Below are 16,598 nucleotides of genomic sequence, written 5' to 3'. Positions count from 1 at the left end.
GTGCGCGGGTTCCTTGACGATGGGTTGGGTCATGGGTAAGCCACGCAGCAGCACATTGCCAGTGAGAACGGAGCCATCTTGATGACCAACGCCACCTTTGCCCCACGGGTCTTTTCCGGCATTCAACCGTCAGGTGGCCTGACGCTGGGCAACTACCTAGGTGCAATCAAACGCTTTGTCTCCATGCAGGACGAATTTCCGTGCGTGTACTGCATGGTCGACCTGCACGCGATCACGGTCTGGCAGGATCCAAAAGCGCTGGCGCACAACACGCGCGAGTTGGCGGCCGGATTCATTGCAAGCGGTATCAGCCCTGAAAAGTCCATCCTGATCAACCAGAGCCAGGTGCCAGAACACGCACAGCTAGGCTGGGTATTCAACTGCGTTGCGCGCATGGGCTGGATGCAGCGCATGACGCAGTTCAAGGACAAAGCCGGCAAGAATGCGCAAAACGCATCTTTGGGATTGTTCGGGTACCCAGCCCTCATGGCGGCCGACATCCTTGTCTATCATGCCACCCACGTACCTGTGGGCGAAGACCAGAAACAGCACCTCGAACTGACGCGTGACATCGCGACCAAGTTCAATCACGACTACGGAGTGGATTTTTTCCCGATCACCGAACCTGTCATCGAAGGCGCGGCCACCCGAGTGATGTCGCTGCGTGATGGATCAAAGAAGATGTCGAAATCCGACCCGTCCGACGCCAGCCGCATTAACATGACAGATGACGCAGACAGCATTGCCAAGAAAATCCGTAAGGCAAAGACTGACCCGGATGCGCTGCCCTCTGAAGCGGCGGGATTGGCTGACAGGCCAGAGGCGCGGAACCTCGTAAATATCTTTGCGGCTCTTTCAGACCTGTCTGTTGACGAAGTTTTGGCCGAAGTGGGCGGCCAACAATTCGGCGCTTTCAAACCCAAACTGGCAGAGCTTGCCGTCGCCAAGTTATCGCCGATCTCGAACGAGATGGCGCGCTTGATGGACGACCCCGCGGAAATTGACAGGCTGCTTGCCCGTGGCGCGGATCAGGCGCGCGAGATTACGGCGCCTATTTTGGCAAAGACATACGAGATTGTAGGCATGGTCAGGTAGTCCTCCCGCACAGCATCTGTGCGCAAGTGGCCTTGGCGGACGTCGCCGACGCTCCTTATATTTGGACGCAGGAATAAGGAGAGGCCACCATGAAAACGGCACATCCCACTATCGGACATGTACACCTGAAAGTATCGGATCTGGATAGATCAATCGGCTTTTACCGCGACGTCCTCGGCTTTGACCTGACGCAAAGGTATGGTGATCAGGCGGCGTTTCTGGCAGCAGGCGGATATCACCACCACATCGGGCTGAATACCTGGCACAGCAAGGGCGGCACAACGCCGCCCGATGGTCACACCGGGCTTTACCATGCGGCGTTTCTCTATCCCGACCGGGGTAGTCTTGGCGCTGTCATCAAGCGCGTGCTTAGTGCAGGTATAAAACTGGACGGGGCCGCCGATCACGGTGTGAGCGAGGCGGTCTACCTGCGAGATCCCGATGGAAACGGTATCGAGCTATATCGCGATCGCGCCCCCGAGGACTGGCCACGCGATGCCGCGGGGTCGCTGGCTATGGTCAACGACCGCTTGGATGTGGACGCGATTGTCGCTCAGGCGACTGAATAAGCACGGTCAAAAGTGGACATTGACGTGCCATTGTCGCAGGGTCGGGCCGTGCATTGTGTAGGGATACATCCATGACGACTGGTTTTTTCTGGGATGAAAAATGCTTCTGGCACGCAGGTGGAAATTACGCATTCACTGTGCCGCTTGGCGGTCTTGTTCAGCCGTTTGCCGCCGGCGGCCTGCCGGAAAGCCCGGAGACAAAACGCCGATTGAAAAACCTGATGGATGTCACGGGTTTGTCGTCAGAGTTAGAACTGCGTAGTGCGCCAGCGGCAACGCGCGCGGATTTGCTACGTGTCCACCCGGCGAGTTATCTCGACGCTTTCAAGGAAGCTTCCGATGCAGGCGGCGGCATGCTCGGCCGAACCGCGCCCTTTGCCAAGGACGGGTTTGAAATCGCGAGCCTGTCAGCGGGGCTTGCGATGGGGGCCGTCGATGCTGTGCTGAACGGCGATATGCAGAATGCATATGCCTTGTCGCGTCCGCCGGGTCATCACTGTTTGCCCGACTTTCCAAACGGATTTTGCCTGCTTGCGAACATTGCCATCGCAATTGAAGCGGCGAAAGCACGCGGAATGGCAAAGCGGGTCGTCGTATTAGACTGGGATGTGCATCACGGCAACGGCACCGAGCACATCTTCTACAACCGGGATGATGTGTTTACGATCTCACTACATCAGGAAGGCAACTATCCACTTGATACCGGTGACTTTGCCGACAGAGGGCGTGGCGCAGGCGATGGATACAACCTCAATCTGCCGCTTCCGGCAGGCACCGGCCACAACGCCTATATCTATGCGATGGAAACCATCGTCATCCCCCAGATCGAAGCCTACAAGCCTGATCTGATCATTGTCGCCTGCGGTTTTGATGCCAGTGCGATTGATCCGCTTGCGCGCATGCTCGCCACCGCTGAAACTTTCCGGGTTATGACTGGCCTGATCAAAGATGCCGCTGCAAGCCTTTGTGATGGCAAGCTCGTACTAGTGCACGAAGGTGGATATTCGGAGGTCTACGTCCCGTTTTGTGGCCACGCCACACTCGAAGCACTTTCCGGCAGCAGCACATCTGCACCGGACCCCATGGCAATAGCATTGAAAACACGCCAGCCGGGGCCTCGTTTCGACGCATTCCTGAAATCTGAAATCGAACATCTGGCCAGCCAGCTATAGGATCACCATGCCGACGCCAAACCCAGACGCATTGAATTTCTTGCAGTCCCGCCGCTCGCGCCCTGCAAAAACGCTACAAGCACCCGCACCCTCTCGCGAGGAACTGCTCCCGCTTTTGACGGCAGCCGCGCGCACACCCGATCATGGAAAGCTTGAACCTTGGCGCTTTATCGTTCTGGATAAAGGCGCGCTGCCACGACTGGCTGCCTGCGTTTCCCAGCGCGGCGAGGCGCTGGGGCTGGACACCGAACAGATTGCCAAAGGGCGCGCACAGTTTGATCAAGGGCATCTGGCAGTAGCAGTAATCGAAGTTCAGAAGCCATCGCCGAAAATTCCCCCACTGGAACAAACGTATTCTGCCGGAGCTGTCTGCCTTGCGCTACTAAACGCGGCACTTGCTGCCGGTTGGGGCGCCAACTGGTTAAGTGGGTGGCCCAGTCACGACCGTGAGTTCATGCAAGAAGCCTTGGGTTTGGAAGCACACGAACGGATCGCCGGGTTTATTCACATCGCCACTGAAACGGCTACGCCGCCAGAGCGGCCGCGACCGGATTTGGAAACTATTACCACTTGGGTATCGACATGATCTTTGCGTCCTTCTTTGCTGCGCTCAACCAGATGACAGACCCGCGGTTTCGCCGTGTACTGCTTACCGGTGTGGGGCTGACGATACTGCTGCTCATCGCCATATCTGCACTTTTTATCTGGTTCATCGGCGGTCTGATCGGCGACAGCGTGTCCCTGCCATTTATTGGCACAGTTGAATGGCTGGACGAGGTGCTGACCGGTGGCTCTGTTATCGCTGTGCTGGCGCTTTCTGCGATACTGATGGTCCCCGTGGCCTCTGCTATCACTTCCATGTTTCTCGATACTGTCGCACAAGCGGTCGAAGATGCTCACTACCCGGACTTGGGCCCGGCCAAAAGCGTACCTCTTTGGGATGCGCTGATCGACACGGTCAGCTTTCTCGGCGTGCTGATTGTCGCGAACCTGATTGCACTTGTGCTGTACCTGATATTTCTACCGTTGGGCCCGATCATTTTCTGGGCCTTGAACGGTTTTCTGCTGGGGCGTGAATATTTTACGCTGGCCGCGATGAGACGCGTCGGGAGAACACAGGCCAAGGTGCTGCGCAAGCGTTATTCAATCCGCATATGGATCGCGGGGTTTCTGATGGCGATACCGCTGTCCGTTCCGCTCTTGAACCTTCTGATCCCGATCTTGGGCGCAGCGACATTCACCCATCTGTTTCACCGGTTGGTGCCGCCGGGCCCATCCGGTTAAACCAGTCCAGATCGCGGACACTGATCACTTCTGATAAAATGATGCCAGAGATAATAGCCCAAAGCACAAGGCTGATCGCCGTCGTGATCTTGGCCTTCTTGCCGATGTTGTGAACCTCTGGGGCACCGGCGTGGGTACCGGGCACGATATCACCCAGATCACCCTGCGTTTTCACACGGATCGGCAGGATGATCAGAAAGGTCATGGACCAGATCACCGCAAAGAGAACGAGGGCGGAAGTAATCCCCATGACTACACCTGCTCTAATTCAACAAGGCAGCCGTTAAAGTCCTTGGGATGAAGAAACAGAACAGGCTTGCCGTGCGCACCGATCTTTGGCTCGCCTGTCCCAAGAACGCGCGCGCCGGTTTCGATCAGGTGGTCACGCGCCTGCAGAATGTCGTCAACCTCGTAGCACACATGATGAATGCCACCTGCAGGGTTCTTGTCGAGAAAGCCTTGAATGGGGCTGTTGTCGCCTAACGGATACAGCAACTCGATTTTTGTGTTGGGCAATTCAATGAATACTACCGTGACACCGTGATCCGGCTCGTCCTGCGGTGCGCCCACATTTGCACCGAGTGCCGTGCGGTACTGCTCTGAAGCGGCCTCCAGATCGGGGACAGCTATTGCAACGTGATTCAGACGGCCAATCATCGGTTTCTCCATAGGTTCTGCGGTTGACTGGTTTATGGGGGCGGTCAGCACCCAGTTCAAGTGACGCAGCGCCGCAGGTCTGGCGGCGGCACAATTAACGCCCTGTTAGCCATATATCCCCATCCTCTGCTCCGACCCGACTCGATCAGGAGCTGAAGATGGACAAGAATGACCCCTTTGCAACGACGATCCCTGCCCCAACGGCTGCGCGCCCGTTATTGGGGCTGACAGTCCTCGTGATCGAAGACAGCCGCTTCGCGTGCGAAGCAATGCGGCTTTTATGCCTGCGCAGCGGCGCACGCATCCGGCGCGCGGACAGCATTCGCTCTGCTCATCGCCATCTGAGAGTATACCGCCCTTCGGTGGCAGTCGTAGATATCGGATTGCCCGATGGCACTGGCGAAGATCTGATACGCGAACTGACAACCATTGAGCCCCGCGTCGAAGTTGTTCTTGGCACTTCTGGTGATCCCGATGGCGAAGAACGCGCAATGGCCGCAGGTGCGGACGGTTTTCTCGACAAACCGATTTCCTCGCTGGCAGTTTTTCAACAGACGGTCCTGGGCAACTTGCCAGCCGACCGGCAACCTGCTGGCTTGCGCGAGATGACAGACGAAACCATCGCGCCAGATCAGATGGCTTTTCAGGACGACATGGCTCATATCGCGGACATGTTGCAGGCTCCGATGGATGATGGAACGCTTGACTATGCCGCTCAGTTTCTCAGTGGTGTTGCGCGTTCTGCCCGTGACGACACGCTCGAATCCGCGGCAGTGGCATTGGCAAAGGCCCGTGCGAAAGGCGCGTCAGCCAGATCTGAAACCGCGGCACTCGCCGGTCTTGTCCACGAAAGGCTCAGCCGAAAAATGGCAATCTAAAGCGCGGGATCATGGCTGACCAAAATGGGCGCCGTAAGGTCGCTCAGGCGCGCGATCTGTGCCCCCTCGACAAAGTTGTCGGGCGATAACCATGTTTGAAAGGCGGCCCTCAAGGCTGGCCACTCGCTGTCTATCGCTGCAAACCAAGCTGTGTCCCGGTTCCGCCCCTTGATCACCGCTGCTTGCCGAAATACGCCCTCAAAACTGAAGCCATACCGCTGCGCCGCACCGCGTGAGGCGAGATTGCCCGCATTGCACTTCCATTCGTACCGCCGATAGCCCGCTTCAAACGCCCACTGCATCATCAGAAACATGGCTTCGGTCGCGGCACGGGTCCGCTGCAGCGCCGGGCTCATGCAGATGTGACCCACTTCGATGGAGCCCGCCGCGGGATTTATCCGCAAATAGCTGGCGACACCCTCCCAAGTCCCGGTTTCCAGATTGCGGATGGCGTAGAAAAGATGTTCGGGACGGGCGACAGTTTCCTTTATCCACGCAGCGTAAGCGTCAGCAGAACCGAATGGCCCGTAGGGCATATAATCCCAAACTTGGTCATGCCCGGCATAATGATCGAACAAGGTCGCAGCGTGGGCATCTGCGCACAAAGGCTCCAGAACTGCGAAGGTGCCCGAGAGTGTATCACCTACAGGCACCGCAGGTTGCACCCAGCCTTCGATCATATTGCCGAGCGCGGGGGCAATATCGCTGCTGCGTGTCATTCTTGCGGAATGACGCGCAGCCCTAGCTCCATCAGCTGATCGCTCGTTGGGTCAGACGGCGCTGCCATCATCAGGTCTTCGGCCCGCTGATTCATCGGGAACAGGATAACCTCGCGAATGTTGCTTTCTTCAGCCAAGAGCATGACAATCCGGTCGATACCTGCAGCACACCCACCGTGGGGTGGGGCACCGTACTGAAACGCATTTACCATCCCACCAAAACGCTTGCGGACTTCATCTTCGCCGTATCCGGCAATCTCAAAGGCCTTGAACATGATCTCGGGACGGTGATTCCGGATGGCACCAGACACCAGTTCGTATCCATTGCAGGCGAGATCGTACTGGTACCCCAGCACATCCAGAGGATCACCTTCCAATGCAGCCATCCCGCCTTGCGGCATCGAAAACGGGTTGTGCTCGAAATCGATCTTTCCGGTCTCTTCGTCCTTTTCGTAGATCGGAAAGTCAACAATCCACGCAAAGGCGAACCTGTCCTGATCCGTCAGGTTGAGCTCTGCACCGATAACATTGCGTGCTTTACCAGCGACCGTCTCAAAGCTCTTCGGCTTCCCGCCAAGGAAGAAGGCTGCGTCGCCGACATCCAGGCCCAATTGCTGGCGGATGGCTTCGGTGCGTTCAGGCCCGATGTTTTTGGCCAACGGACCTGCTGCTTCCATGCCCTGACCCTGATCGCGCCAAAAGATATAGCCCATCCCCGGCAAACCCTCTTTCTGGGCAAATGCATTCATCCGGTCACAGAACTTCCGGCTTCCGCCCGTGGGCGCCGGGATCGCGCGAATTTCAGTCCCTTCCTGTTCAAGCAGCTTGGCAAAGATCGCAAAACCGGACCCGCGGAAATGCTCGGAAACTACCTGCATTTTGATCGGGTTTCTGAGGTCTGGCTTGTCGGTGCCATACCACAGCGCCGCGTCTTTATATGATATTTGCGGCCAATCCTGATCAACCTTTTTACCGCCGCCAAATTCCTCGAAAACGCCGGTCAGAACGGGTTGGATGGTGTCGAATACGTCTTGCTGTTCGACAAAGCTCATTTCCAAGTCCAGCTGATAAAAGTCAGTGGGCGAGCGGTCTGCACGGGGGTCTTCGTCGCGAAAGCAGGGTGCGATCTGAAAGTATTTGTCAAACCCCGAGACCATCAACAATTGTTTAAATTGCTGCGGCGCCTGCGGCAGTGCGTAAAACCTGCCGGGATGCAGCCGCGACGGCACGAGAAAATCGCGTGCACCTTCAGGGCTAGATGCAGTAATGATCGGCGTCTGGAACTCACGGAATTTGGCGTCCCACATCCGCTGGCGCAAGCTCGCCACAACGTCTGAACGCAGCTTCATGTTGGCTTGCATCTTTTCACGACGCAGATCGAGATAGCGGTAACGCAGGCGCGTCTCTTCAGGGTATTCCTGTTCACCAAATACCTGCAGCGGCAATTCGCCTGCATCTCCGAGCACCGCCATGTCGCGCACGAAAACCTCAATTTCGCCCGTTGGGATCTTGGGATTGACCAGTGTTTCGTCGCGTGCCTTTACTTCGCCGTCGATCCGGATGCACCATTCGGAACGTACCTTTTCAACCTCGTTGAAAACCGGGCTGTCGGGATCACACAAAACCTGCGTCATTCCGTAGTGATCGCGCAAGTCGATGAACAGAACACCACCGTGATCTCGCACACGGTGAACCCATCCTGAGAGGCGTACGGTCTGGCCAACGTTTTCGGCAGTCAGGTCAGCGCAGGTATGGCTGCGATATGCGTGCATGAGGTGGTCCCTTCGGGGGTTTCGAAATCCGCGCCAGATACACCTTTCCCTCAGGGGGAAGTCAAGGGACAGCCCCCCCACACGCAGACATAATCACACAATCCGAGCGGAAATTCAGAGTTTGACCGCGTTCAACGTGATATCCGCGGGCAAAGACGCATTATAGACCAGTGACGCATTGGGAAGATCGTTCTCATCGGCCTTGCGTGCGGCGGCTTCTTCGTCGAATCCGTAGGTGTTCCAACGGTCGAGCAAACGTTGACGCAACGCGTCCATCGGAACATCCAGAAAGAGGCTCAGGTCCCACAAATCGGCCAAGGGTCGCCATTGCGGACGGTCGAGCAAAAGATAGTTGCCTTCGACCAGAATCGTCTCGCACCCGTCGCTTATCTCACCTGACCCTGCGATCGACCGATCCGATGTGCGGTCAAAGGTCGGATAGATCGCGTCTTCGCCCGAGGCCAGGCGGCGTAACAGATGCGCAAACCCTGCGGCGTCAAAAGTTTCTGGTGCGCCTTTGCGTGCCAAAAGCCCGCGCTTTTCCAGCAGTCCGTTGTCCAGGTGATACCCATCCATCGGCACGACGGAAATGGTATCGTCCAAGGCGGCGATAGCATGTGCCAGTGTCGTCTTGCCACTTGCTGGGGCGCCGACCAACCCGACTAGCCTTCGGCGCCCCGCCTTCGGAGCGCCGTTAATCATTTCCACAATGTCCTTGGGCGTCATTGCGCTATCCGTCGTTTTGGTTGCCTCAAGCGGCCATTTCAGGCTCTTTCGCCCCGGTCATGAAGGCCACGGCGTCGGACATCGAATAATCTTTGGGATCAATGACGCACAGCCGCTTGCCAAGTCTGTGCACATGTATCCGGTCTGCCACTTCGAACACATGCGGCATGTTGTGGCTGATCAGGATGATTGGAATACCACGGCTTTTGACATCCTGAATTAGTTCCAGAACCCGGCGGCTTTCCTTGACCCCGAGAGCCGCCGTCGGCTCATCCAAAATGATGACCTTCGACCCGAAAGCCGCAGCACGAGCCACTGCAACGCCCTGACGCTGCCCGCCTGACAGCGTTTCGACCGCCTGATTGATGTTCTGGATCGTCATCAGCCCCAGATCCGACAGTTTTTGCCGCGCTACTTCTTCCATCCTGCTGCGGTCTAATTGCCTCAAGATTTTGCCTCGGAAACCGGGCTTTCGTAGTTCCCGTCCCATGAACATATTATCGGCAATCGACAAGGCCGGCGACATCGCCAGCGTCTGATACACCGTTTCGATACCGGCCTCACGTGCATCAATGGGCGAGTGGAATTTGACCTCCCTGCCTTCAAGCATCACGGTGCCAGCGTCGGGGATCACCGCCCCCGACATCGCCTTAATCAACGAGCTTTTTCCCGCGCCGTTATCGCCGATTACCGCAAGGATTTCGCCCGGCATCAGGTCAAAATCGCAATCGTCCAGCGCGGTGACCTTACCATATCGTTTCACGAGGCCGCGCCCTTTGAGAATGGGTTCCATTATGCTGCCACCTTTCTGATCCACTGGTCGACCGCCACGGCCGCGATGATGAGAAGGCCGATCAACAGATACGTCCATTGCGCATCGGCGCCCGCCAGACGCAATCCAAGTGTGAACACACCCACGATAAGGGCACCAAAAAACGTGCCCATGATAGAGCCGCGCCCGCCAAATAGTGAAATGCCGCCGATCACCACAGCGGTGATGCTCTCGATATTCAAAAGCTGCCCTGACGTCGGAGATACCGAACCGATCCTTCCGATCAGCGCCCAGCCCGCGAAAGCACAGATAAGACCGGCCAACGCATAAACCGAGATAATGGTGTTTTTGACATTCACACCCGAAAGCTCAGCCGCTTCCGCGTCGTCTCCCACCGCGTACACGTGTCTGCCCCATGCAGTGTGTTTCAAGACATAGGCCAGTACCAAAACGAGGCAGAGCATGAACACCACACCAAAGGTAAAGACAGCACCACCAACTTTAAATTTCGAACCCATTAGCTGTAACAGAGGTGCCTGTTCTGCAATGTCCTGACTTCGGATCGTCTCATTGGCCGAGTAAAGAAAGTTCGCCGCAAGCACGATCTGCCACATGCCGAGTGTGACGATGAAAGGGGGTAGCTTCATCACCGCGACAAGCCAGCCATTTAACGTACCGATCAATGTGCCAAAGATCAGGCCGCAAACGATCGCAACTTCTACCGGCAAACCGTAGCGGAATGTAAATTGCCCCATGACGACGGACGAAATTACCGCAATGGCACCCACGCTCAAGTCGATGCCTGCTGTCAGGATCACAAGGCTTTGTGCCGCGGCGACGATCCCCACGATCTGCACCTGCTGCAAGATCAAGGTCAGAGCAAAAGGAGAGAAGAATTTACTGCCCAGCGCCAGCCCGAAAATTACAACTGATGCAACCAAAACGATGAGTGGCACCAGTGCCGGCGTCGTGTGCAGCGCATGGTGAAACTTGCCCACCCATCCCTTGTCTTCTTCATGAAAACTGGCGACTTCAGTTGCCGCAGAAGATACCGCAGCCTCGTAATTGTCCGAATTGGACATGTATGTTCCCCTTCCCTGACAGAACCGGCCCGGCGCGGCCAGTGATGTAAACCGGGCAGACGAATGCTGCCCGGCTCATAGCCTTACAAGGTTAATCCCGACGGATCAGCCCCAGCAAAGATCCATGCCTTCCGAAACGGAAATGCTGTCAACGCCATCGGCAGGCTTGTCTGTCACCAAGGCCACACCGGTGTCAAAGAACTCTTTACCGTCTGTCGCGGCGGGCTTGGTTCCATCCTTGGCCCAAGCGGCGATCGCCTCGATGCCTTTGGAGGCCATCAGCAATGGGTACTGCTGTGATGTTGCGCCGATCACACCGTCAGCCACGTTCTGAACACCGGGGCAACCACCGTCCACAGACACGATCAACACGTCGTTTTCGCGACCAATCGCCTTCAGCGCCTCATACGCACCTGCCGCAGCGGGTTCGTTGATGGTGTAAACGACATTGATCATAGGATCCTGCGCAAGCAGGTTCTCCATGGCGCGCCGTCCACCCTCTTCGTTACCAGCGGTCACATCGTGGCCGACGATCCGGGAATCATCCTCGTCACCCCAACGGGAAGGGTCTTTTACGTCGATACCAAACCCAGTCATAAAGCCCTGATCGCGCAAAACGCCTACAGAAGGTTGGCTCACGGCCAGATCAAGCATACCAATCTTTGCATTGGCAGCCTCATCGCCAAGCGACGCAGCGGCCCACTCACCGATCAACTGACCCGCAAGAAAGTTGTCTGTGGCAAATGTCATGTCAGCCGAATCGATCGGCTCGAGCGGTGTATCCAGTGCGATGACGAGCAGGCCCGCATCGCGCGCTTGCTGAACTGCCGGCACAATGGATGACGTATCTGACGCCGTCAGCAGAATACCCTTTGCGCCGTTGGCAATGCAGGTTTCGATCGCGGCAACCTGAGTTTCATGGTCGCCGTCAACCTTGCCCGCATATGAATTGAGCGACACACCCAATTCGGCTGCCTTGGCTTCCGCACCTTCACGCATTTTCACAAAAAACGGGTTGGTGTCGGTCTTGGTGATCAGGCAGGCCGAGACGGTGTGCCCATCGGCAGACGCGGTTCCCGCCATCGCCATCAATCCCAAAGCCGTTCCTGCAAGAAATTTCTTCATGGTGTCCTCCCAGACGCATTTTATTGCTATCGCGGCGCGACCGCATAACGAGCACCGCAGCGTTAGTGATTACGCGATTCTGGTAGATTGTCAATTAATAAATAAACTTGATTTATAAATTGACACACGTCTAAACTGCCAGTGCAGCGATGGGGAGAGAATGGGCGAGACCGCAACCATAAAAGCGTTAAGCAACGGGTTTAACCAAAAGGGTGTCCGCGATCATAACGAACGCCTTATCCTTACGCTTTTGCAAAGAAACGGACAGCTCACTGCCACTGATATCGCAAAGCGCGCGCAATTATCTGCACAAACCGTGTCTGTTATTTTGCGCAAACTGGAAAGTGACAGATTGACGGCCAAAGGCGCACCGATCAAGGGCAAGGTTGGCAAGCCGTCAATACCGATCGCGCTGAATCCGGATGGTGCACTGTCGATCGGGGTCAAGATTGGCAGGCGCAGTTCCGATTTCTTCCTGACGAATCTCAGCGGCCGCGTTCTTTTCACACGCCGGACCCATTATTCCAGCCCGTCACCGAAGGACATCTTTGCATTCTTGAGACAAAGTCTTGAAGCCGCAGTGGCGGATATCGGCATTCTGCGCGCGACCAAGCTGAGCGGCGTGGGCGTCGCTATTCCGTTTGAGATGTGGCGCTGGAAAGAGACGTCCGGTAAAAACGCGCAAAGATTTGACCAATGGCAGGACGTCGATCTGCGCAAAGAGATACAAGCGATTGCGCAATTACCGGTTTTCATCATCAATGATGCAACAAGCGCCTGCTGGGCCGAGCACATTTATGGCCGGGGTCGGGAGTTTCACGACTATGCCTATTTCTTCATCGCTTCTTTTATTGGAGGCGGTATCGTCATCAACCAGAATGTCTACGAAGGCAATCGCGGGAACGCGGGGGCGTTAGGCTCTATCAGGGTTGCACACCCGAAACGGGGTATATGCCAGCTTGTCGACGTCGCCTCAGTTCACGTGCTCGAAAAAGAGCTTGTTTCCAAAGGCTTTGATCCTGCCGAACTTTGGCATCAGCCACAAAACTGGGACGCTTTCGGACCGATCGTCGACACATGGCTCGAACACAGTGCAGAAGCGATTGCACAAGCGTGCCTGTCCACCAGTGCCGTTATCGATTTTGAAGCGGTAATGATTGACGGCGCCTTGCCTGAGCGCCTGCGCAAGTTGCTGGTCGAGCAAATCCGCGCACAGGTGAAAACCGCAGATACCCGAGGCATCATTGTACCGCGTATCGAAGAAGGCAGTATTGGCAGCGAAGCGCGTGCAATCGGTGCCGCCTGCGGGCCGATCTATGCACAATACTTCCTGTCACCACGCTCGCGGGTCATTCAAGATTCCAGTGGCTAAGCCTTGCTCTTGTTTGCCGACCAGTTTTGCGCCGCTACATTTCGCTTATCAGGCCGCGGGGCGGTCACACTCTGAAAGACGCGATGTCGGCATCCCAAGATGATCAGTTCGCAAAGGAATCGTCTGCGCGTCTGATCGTTGCGGAACAAAAAGGGCTTCGTCTTGCCATCGCCTGTCGCACCCTGATCACCGGTGCTGCTTTTGCATGGTACGTGGCGGCACCGTTTTTATTCACGGGGTTTGAACCGCGCATTGCGGCCATTATCGTCCTGTGTCTGTTCACCGTTGTCGGTGTCGCTCATCTCGCCATCATCGGCACGCGATACGATCAATGGTGGATCAAATATCTCGTGTATGCCCTCGACATGCTGTCGATCTGCGCGACCTTTGCACTGATACCGATCAGTCGCGCAGACGATATCCCGCAAATCATCGCGTTTCGGGCATACGGTATCTACTACCTGTTCCCGCTGCTGGCGATGAGTTGCCTGTCATTATCATGGCGCCTTGTGCTGTGGACGGGTTTCATTGGTGTGATCGGATGGTGGACCGCATTTGTTGCGGTCACCTTACCCATGAGCACCTACCTGTCATGGGCAGACATTCCGGCCTCAGCGACCCGCGCGGACTATGAGGCGGTATTTCTTTCCATCGACTTCATCGGACGCGGCAACAGGATCGAAGAAACTGCGATGTTGATGTTTACGGCATTGGCACTGGCGGTCGCTGTCTACCGGGCGCGCGCGGTGTTTTTCGCGCAGGTGGCGTCAGACATCACTTCACGCAGTGAACGTCGCGCGCGCGAAAAGGTCAGTCGACTGCTGCGCCAATATGTACCCGAAGAGGTTGCAGCCCAGTTGATTTCGTCTGATGCCCCGCTGAAACCAAAACTTTCCGAAGGCACGGCTTTGGTTTTGGATATTGCCGGGTTTACGTCATTTACTGCAGCCCACGCGCCACAGGTTGTCATTGATGTGCTTGATCGTTTTCTGGCCGACGCAACCGGCGCGGTCGCTGCGCACGGTGGCATCGTGATGTCTTATCTTGGCGACGGTTTCCTTGTTACGTTCAATGCGCCCGTCGCCGTTGACCATCCACAGCAGGCCGCCCTTCGCGCGGCCAAAGATCTCGTGATTACAGGCACAGATCATGGCTTCGCCGTCCGTGTCGGCATCGCCAGTGGTGCGCTGGTCACCGGCACAATCGGGTCAGAAGAACGGCAGTCTTTTACTGTTTACGGCGATCCGGTAAACCTTGCCGCCCGTTTGGAGGCCGCAGCTAAAACCGTGGGCGTCACAATACTTGTTGATGGCAGCACCAAGCGTGCAATTGACGATCAAACGTCGCTGAAGGCGCATCCTCCCATGACGCTTCGCGGGTTTCCCGAACCGGTCGAATGCTTCAGTCTCACCCAACCATAAGAGCCCACACCGGCAACATGCTGAAAAAATAGTCACCGGTCTGGATAAATCGCCGCACGGCAAGCGTTTACGCAAGCGTATAGATTGCCATGGCGCGCGGGGTTGGTGTTCTGTCCCGTGGTGAACGAAAAAACCTCCATAGTCGTCGTTGAGGCCAATCGCGATCGCGCACTGCAGATCGTTGATAGCCTGCGTGCTGCAGGCGAATTCGACATCCACGTGATCGGAGAACGCACCAGCCTTGCCCGCCTGATCAAAGAGCGCAATCCGGATATTGTACTCATTGATATTGCAAACCCTTCGCGTGACGCACTCGAAGAGTTGGCGCTGGCGTCTGGCCCGCTTGACCGCGCCGTTGCCATGTTCGTTGACCGGTCTGAGGCGGGCCTCTCCGAAGCCGCGATCGAAGCTGGCGTATCGGCCTATGTCGTAGACGGCATGCACCCTGCCCGGGTCAAGCCGGTGCTTGATGCTGCAATCGCACGTTTCCGCATGTTCCAACGGATGCGCACCGAATTGGCAAAGACAAAGCGCGCTCTGGAAGAACGCAAGGTGATAGACCGAGCAAAGGGCATGATCATGAAAGCTCGCGGCGTGGAAGAGGAAGAAGCCTACACGATTCTACGCAAGGCGGCGATGGATCAGGGAAAGCGCGTGGCTGACGTTGCAAGTGCTTTGGTCACAACCGCAGGGCTCTTGTCATGAAGCGTGCGGTGGTCCCTGTCGGCTTTATTCCATTGGTAGATGCAGCGCCGCTGATAGTTGCGCAGGAAATGGGCTTTGCCGAGCAAGAAGGCATATCGCTTGACCTGCGGCGCGCGCCGTCTTGGTCAAGTCTGCGAGATATGCTCAGCTTTGGGCAAGTGGACGCCGCGCATATGCTTTCTGCACTTCCGGTTGCCGCAGCCTTAGGACTGGGGGGCGCAGGCAGCGCTCTGTGCGCGGTTTCTGTTATCTCGATCAATGGAAACGTAATTGGGGTCAACAAGACACTCGAACAAAAATTGCGGCAGGTCGGACACGGATTTGATTTTACCGACGCCTTTGCTGCTGGAAAAGCATTGCTGAAGGTCAGTGACAGCCCGCTCAGGATTGGTGTTCCCTTTCCCTTCTCGATGCATACGATTCTTTTGGATTACTGGCTGGCGGCACTCGACGAAGCGTCGAACGGGCGCACCGAAATCCACACAGTGCCACCGCCTCTTATGGCGGAAGCCATCGAAGCAGGCGAAATCGATGCGTTTTGCGTGGGCGAGCCATGGGGGTCACGGGCCGTTGAAAAAGACGTGGGCGCGCTCTTGCTGCCAGGTAATGCGATCTGGTCGTGCTCTCCTGAAAAGGTGCTGGCAGTACGCACTGACTGGGCAGAAACCGAAGTATCGCTGGTCAACCGGTTGATCCGCGCGGTTTGGCGTGCTGGCCGCTGGCTGGCGCAAGAAGACTCGTCACTGCTGGCGACTGAAGTTCTCAGTCGCCCCGAATATCTCGATCTGCCTCCGGATATCATCGAGCGTTCGCTCAATGGACGATTGCTGATCAATTCCACAGGAGAGGCCCGCACCGCCGATCGGTTTGTCGAATTCTGGGACGGATCAGCAAGCTTTCCGTGGCGCTCCCAGGCTGAATGGATCGGACACCACCTCGCTCTGCGCGCAGGCAAGGATGTCGCTGCATCCCGTGCACGCGCGCGCGACGTTTTCCGCTCCGATATTTTCCGCAGAGCGCTCGAGGGACTTGGTGCCGATTTGCCCGGCGCATCCTCAAAACTGGAGGGCGCGCTGGAAAAGGATACCGCCGTCGCCTCTGGTGAAGGGCGTGTGATTCTGCAGCGCAACCAATTCTTCGACCGTCGCGTTTTTGAGCCAGGTTGATCAAATTGCTCAAATTTTATGCGCCCGCAGCGCACGGTACGCTGCATTGCAGAAAAAATGGGGGAGATTTGGGTTTTTGACTT

At 56.5% G+C, this 16,598-nt stretch carries 18 protein-coding genes; 10 read left to right on the top strand and 8 right to left on the bottom strand.

Annotated features, from left to right (window positions below):
* The first annotated feature begins 81 nt into the window (after positions 1-81).
* The 5 genes from trpS to AC2D8V_RS17885 all read left to right on the top strand — a co-directional run bounded on the left by trpS (position 82) and on the right by AC2D8V_RS17885 (position 4,120).
* On the top strand, positions 82-1,095 hold the full coding sequence (gene trpS / locus AC2D8V_RS17905) for a tryptophan--tRNA ligase (protein ID WP_484734956.1): 1,014 nt from the start codon (positions 82-84) through the stop codon (positions 1,093-1,095).
* Between the two features lie 89 nt (positions 1,096-1,184).
* Entirely contained in the window at positions 1,185-1,664 is a 480-nt protein-coding gene (locus AC2D8V_RS17900; RefSeq protein WP_484734955.1) for a VOC family protein, read from the top strand.
* A gap of 71 nt (positions 1,665-1,735) precedes the next feature.
* Positions 1,736-2,836, top strand: coding sequence for a class II histone deacetylase (locus AC2D8V_RS17895; protein ID WP_484734954.1), 1,101 nt, complete (start codon positions 1,736-1,738; stop codon positions 2,834-2,836).
* A gap of 7 nt (positions 2,837-2,843) precedes the next feature.
* Positions 2,844-3,422, top strand: a complete 579-nt coding sequence (locus AC2D8V_RS17890; RefSeq protein ID WP_484734953.1) for a nitroreductase family protein — start codon at positions 2,844-2,846, stop codon at positions 3,420-3,422.
* Positions 3,419-4,120, top strand: a complete 702-nt coding sequence (locus AC2D8V_RS17885; RefSeq protein ID WP_484734952.1) for an EI24 domain-containing protein — start codon at positions 3,419-3,421, stop codon at positions 4,118-4,120. The genes AC2D8V_RS17890 and AC2D8V_RS17885 overlap by 4 nt, the downstream gene beginning before the upstream one ends.
* On the opposite strand, the gene AC2D8V_RS17880 is transcribed toward AC2D8V_RS17885, so the two are convergent.
* Both AC2D8V_RS17880 and mce read right to left on the bottom strand, forming a co-directional pair.
* Positions 4,074-4,370 carry a DUF1467 family protein gene (locus AC2D8V_RS17880; protein WP_484734951.1) on the bottom strand — a complete coding sequence of 99 codons (297 nt, stop codon included), beginning with the start codon at positions 4,368-4,370 and terminating at the stop codon, positions 4,074-4,076. The two genes, AC2D8V_RS17885 and AC2D8V_RS17880, sit on opposite strands and share 47 nt — an antisense overlap.
* A 2-nt stretch (positions 4,371-4,372) precedes the next feature.
* Entirely contained in the window at positions 4,373-4,777 is a 405-nt protein-coding gene (gene mce, locus AC2D8V_RS17875) for a methylmalonyl-CoA epimerase (protein ID WP_484734950.1), read from the bottom strand.
* Between the two features lie 158 nt (positions 4,778-4,935).
* Between mce and AC2D8V_RS17870 the strand changes: the two genes are divergently transcribed.
* Positions 4,936-5,655, top strand: a complete 720-nt coding sequence (locus tag AC2D8V_RS17870; RefSeq protein WP_484734949.1) for a response regulator — start codon at positions 4,936-4,938, stop codon at positions 5,653-5,655.
* Here the strand turns inward: AC2D8V_RS17870 and AC2D8V_RS17865 are convergent.
* The 6 genes from AC2D8V_RS17865 to AC2D8V_RS17840 all read right to left on the bottom strand — a co-directional run bounded on the left by AC2D8V_RS17865 (position 5,652) and on the right by AC2D8V_RS17840 (position 11,851).
* Positions 5,652-6,374, bottom strand: coding sequence for a GNAT family N-acetyltransferase (locus AC2D8V_RS17865; protein WP_484734948.1), 723 nt, complete (start codon positions 6,372-6,374; stop codon positions 5,652-5,654). The two genes, AC2D8V_RS17870 and AC2D8V_RS17865, sit on opposite strands and share 4 nt — an antisense overlap.
* On the bottom strand, positions 6,371-8,146 hold the full coding sequence (gene aspS / locus AC2D8V_RS17860; RefSeq protein ID WP_484734947.1) for an aspartate--tRNA ligase: 1,776 nt from the start codon (positions 8,144-8,146) through the stop codon (positions 6,371-6,373). Before aspS ends, AC2D8V_RS17865 begins: the two co-directional genes overlap by 4 nt.
* A gap of 114 nt (positions 8,147-8,260) precedes the next feature.
* Complete coding sequence (locus AC2D8V_RS17855; RefSeq protein WP_484734946.1) at positions 8,261-8,872, bottom strand: nucleoside/nucleotide kinase family protein; 612 nt, start codon at positions 8,870-8,872, stop codon at positions 8,261-8,263.
* A 25-nt stretch (positions 8,873-8,897) separates the two neighbouring features.
* Entirely contained in the window at positions 8,898-9,665 is a 768-nt protein-coding gene (locus tag AC2D8V_RS17850) for an ATP-binding cassette domain-containing protein (protein WP_484734945.1), read from the bottom strand.
* A complete protein-coding gene (locus AC2D8V_RS17845; RefSeq protein ID WP_484734944.1) occupies positions 9,665-10,726 on the bottom strand; it encodes an ABC transporter permease in 1,062 nt (353 codons plus the stop codon). Before AC2D8V_RS17845 ends, AC2D8V_RS17850 begins: the two co-directional genes overlap by 1 nt.
* A gap of 105 nt (positions 10,727-10,831) precedes the next feature.
* Entirely contained in the window at positions 10,832-11,851 is a 1,020-nt protein-coding gene (locus tag AC2D8V_RS17840) for a substrate-binding domain-containing protein (RefSeq protein WP_484734943.1), read from the bottom strand.
* A 160-nt stretch (positions 11,852-12,011) separates the two neighbouring features.
* Here AC2D8V_RS17840 and AC2D8V_RS17835 point away from each other — a divergent pair, with 160 nt between their 5' ends.
* The 4 genes from AC2D8V_RS17835 to AC2D8V_RS17820 all read left to right on the top strand — a co-directional run bounded on the left by AC2D8V_RS17835 (position 12,012) and on the right by AC2D8V_RS17820 (position 16,515).
* The gene (locus AC2D8V_RS17835) at positions 12,012-13,223 is read left to right on the top strand and encodes an ROK family transcriptional regulator (protein ID WP_484734942.1); all 1,212 of its coding nucleotides are present in this window, start codon (positions 12,012-12,014) and stop codon (positions 13,221-13,223) included.
* Positions 13,224-13,306: 83 nt separating this feature from the next.
* Positions 13,307-14,644, top strand: a complete 1,338-nt coding sequence (locus AC2D8V_RS17830) for an adenylate/guanylate cyclase domain-containing protein (RefSeq protein WP_484734941.1) — start codon at positions 13,307-13,309, stop codon at positions 14,642-14,644.
* Positions 14,645-14,764: 120 nt separating this feature from the next.
* On the top strand, positions 14,765-15,349 hold the full coding sequence (locus AC2D8V_RS17825; RefSeq protein ID WP_484734940.1) for an ANTAR domain-containing response regulator: 585 nt from the start codon (positions 14,765-14,767) through the stop codon (positions 15,347-15,349).
* The gene (locus AC2D8V_RS17820; protein ID WP_484734939.1) at positions 15,346-16,515 is read left to right on the top strand and encodes an ABC transporter substrate-binding protein; all 1,170 of its coding nucleotides are present in this window, start codon (positions 15,346-15,348) and stop codon (positions 16,513-16,515) included. Before AC2D8V_RS17825 ends, AC2D8V_RS17820 begins: the two co-directional genes overlap by 4 nt.
* Positions 16,516-16,598 lie beyond the last annotated feature (83 nt).

Source organism: Roseobacter sp. YIN89, assembly GCF_057219365.1.
The sequence above is the reverse complement of the archived record's forward strand: the minus strand, read 5'-3'. Positions and strand labels throughout refer to the sequence as shown.

Coding starts and splice junctions, on each gene's coding strand:
- trpS (WP_484734956.1), top strand. CDS start 82: ATGACCAACGCCACCTTTGCCCCACGGGTCTTTTCCGGCATTCAACCG.
- AC2D8V_RS17900 (WP_484734955.1), top strand. CDS start 1,185: ATGAAAACGGCACATCCCACTATCGGACATGTACACCTGAAAGTATCG.
- AC2D8V_RS17895 (WP_484734954.1), top strand. CDS start 1,736: ATGACGACTGGTTTTTTCTGGGATGAAAAATGCTTCTGGCACGCAGGT.
- AC2D8V_RS17890 (WP_484734953.1), top strand. CDS start 2,844: ATGCCGACGCCAAACCCAGACGCATTGAATTTCTTGCAGTCCCGCCGC.
- AC2D8V_RS17885 (WP_484734952.1), top strand. CDS start 3,419: ATGATCTTTGCGTCCTTCTTTGCTGCGCTCAACCAGATGACAGACCCG.
- AC2D8V_RS17880 (WP_484734951.1), bottom strand. CDS start 4,370: ATGGGGATTACTTCCGCCCTCGTTCTCTTTGCGGTGATCTGGTCCATG.
- mce (WP_484734950.1), bottom strand. CDS start 4,777: ATGATTGGCCGTCTGAATCACGTTGCAATAGCTGTCCCCGATCTGGAG.
- AC2D8V_RS17870 (WP_484734949.1), top strand. CDS start 4,936: ATGGACAAGAATGACCCCTTTGCAACGACGATCCCTGCCCCAACGGCT.
- AC2D8V_RS17865 (WP_484734948.1), bottom strand. CDS start 6,374: ATGACACGCAGCAGCGATATTGCCCCCGCGCTCGGCAATATGATCGAA.
- aspS (WP_484734947.1), bottom strand. CDS start 8,146: ATGCACGCATATCGCAGCCATACCTGCGCTGACCTGACTGCCGAAAAC.
- AC2D8V_RS17855 (WP_484734946.1), bottom strand. CDS start 8,872: ATGACGCCCAAGGACATTGTGGAAATGATTAACGGCGCTCCGAAGGCG.
- AC2D8V_RS17850 (WP_484734945.1), bottom strand. CDS start 9,665: ATGGAACCCATTCTCAAAGGGCGCGGCCTCGTGAAACGATATGGTAAG.
- AC2D8V_RS17845 (WP_484734944.1), bottom strand. CDS start 10,726: ATGTCCAATTCGGACAATTACGAGGCTGCGGTATCTTCTGCGGCAACT.
- AC2D8V_RS17840 (WP_484734943.1), bottom strand. CDS start 11,851: ATGAAGAAATTTCTTGCAGGAACGGCTTTGGGATTGATGGCGATGGCG.
- AC2D8V_RS17835 (WP_484734942.1), top strand. CDS start 12,012: ATGGGCGAGACCGCAACCATAAAAGCGTTAAGCAACGGGTTTAACCAA.
- AC2D8V_RS17830 (WP_484734941.1), top strand. CDS start 13,307: ATGTCGGCATCCCAAGATGATCAGTTCGCAAAGGAATCGTCTGCGCGT.
- AC2D8V_RS17820 (WP_484734939.1), top strand. CDS start 15,346: ATGAAGCGTGCGGTGGTCCCTGTCGGCTTTATTCCATTGGTAGATGCA.